This window comes from Arthrobacter sp. HMWF013 (assembly GCF_003061105.1).
GTDB lineage: Bacteria > Actinomycetota > Actinomycetes > Actinomycetales > Micrococcaceae > Arthrobacter.
In genome coordinates, this window is record NZ_QAIQ01000484.1 from 1 (window position 1) to 1,631 (window position 1,631).

A 1,631-nucleotide genomic window follows, 5' to 3' on the forward strand; every position below is an offset into this window, starting at 1 on the left:
GCACTGCCGTCTGAATTGTCGGTGGCGTCCGTACCGTTCTCCGGCGTTTTGTCGAATCCTCCGCTGAGCAGCTTCTGCAACGCATCATCGACTTCGCTGTCGCTGGCCTCGGCCAGCTGGCGGCGTCCGCTGAAGCCCTGGGGGTCATCCAGATCCTCGGCGGTGGGCAGAAGGTCCGGGTGTTGCCAGATGGCGTCACGTCCGGCGATGCCCCGCTCGTCCTTAAGGGTGGCCCACAAGGTGGCCGCCTCCCGCAGGCGCCGGGGACGCAGTTCGAGCCCCACGAGCGAGGAAAAGGCGTGCTCGGCCGGTCCGCCTGTGGCGCGGCGGCGCCGGACGGTTTCGCGGAGCGCAGCGGCCGACGGCAGCAGCTTCTCGGTGGCGGCGGCACTGAGCTCATCCACCCAGCCCTCAACGAGTGCCAGGGCAGTCTCCAGCTTTTCCAGTGCCTGTTCCTGCGCCGGAGTCCGCTGGGGCATGAACACACCTTGGGACAGCGCCTCCTGGATGCCTTCGGGATTGCTGGGGTCCAGATCCCTGGCCAGTTCCTCTATACGGGAAGTGTCTATGTGGATGCCCCGGGCATAAGCCTCGATGGCTCCCAGCAGGTGTCCCCGCAGCCAGGGAACCTGGACAAAGAGACGCGCATGGGCCGCCTCGCGGACAGCAAGGAACAAGCGGATGTCATTCTCCGGCAGGCTCAGGCCCGCACCGAAGGACGCAACATTCGCCGGCAGCAGGGCCATTTCGAGGTCGGCGAGCGGCACGCCTATGTCCGTGGAGCTGACCACCTCGCCGGAGAGGGCGCCGATGGCCTGCCCCAGCTGCATGCCGAAGATCGCGCCGCCCATGTTCTGCAGCATGGAGGACGCCCCGCCCATCATGGACTTCATCTCTTCGGGCATCTGCTCTGTCATGGCACTGGAGAGCGCATTGGCGATGCTGTTGGCCACCGGTTCGGTGAGCCGCTTCCACGTTCCGAGGGTGGCCTCCACCCATTCGGCACGCGACCATGCGCGGCCAATCAGGCCGGTCGCCGGCAGATCGGTCACCGGATCCAGCCACAACTCGGCGAGCCGCAGGGCTTCGTCCACTTCCCGGCTCTGCAGTGACGTGACGGAGGGGTCCGCGCTGCTGGCGGCGACCCTGCGTGCGTTCTCATGGGCGAGCTGCCAATTGACAGGCCCCTCCGAAGGGGCGCTCATCATGGCCTGGACCTGGGAGAACATCTGCGCCAGGAGATTGGGGTCATCCGGCAGCCCGGCCGCCTTCGCCAGTTCGGCGGGGTCGAAGTTTTCCATGCCCTTGCCGCCCATCAGGTTCTGCAGCATTTCTGCCAACGGATCCTTCGGCGTTTCGTCGCCGTTGGACGGATTGAGTGGGTTGGAGGTCATGATCCCGCCGATCGTCGGTGTGACTGTTCACGTTTCACGGTACCCCGGGCCGGGGCGGCTGTCTGCCGCACAGGCGTTACGTTCGCTGTAGGCAAAGAGCTGCCCGGGCCGCACCGCGTAGTGTTGGTTCGGTGATTACAACCCGTGGCGGACATCCCAGCGAGGACCACGCTCCCGAGCTCGACGCCGGCGCAACAGTGAGTGCCGCAGCCCCCCCAAGCAATCCGGCCGGAGCCG

At 66.5% G+C, this 1,631-nt stretch carries 1 protein-coding gene; it reads right to left on the reverse strand.

Annotation, left to right across the window (positions count from 1 at the left end):
* Nucleotides 1-1,394 (reverse strand): zinc-dependent metalloprotease (locus DBR22_RS17370; RefSeq protein WP_108600053.1); only part of this gene is annotated, 1,394 nt, incomplete at its 3' end.
* Between the last annotated feature and the right edge of the window lie 237 nt (nt 1,395-1,631).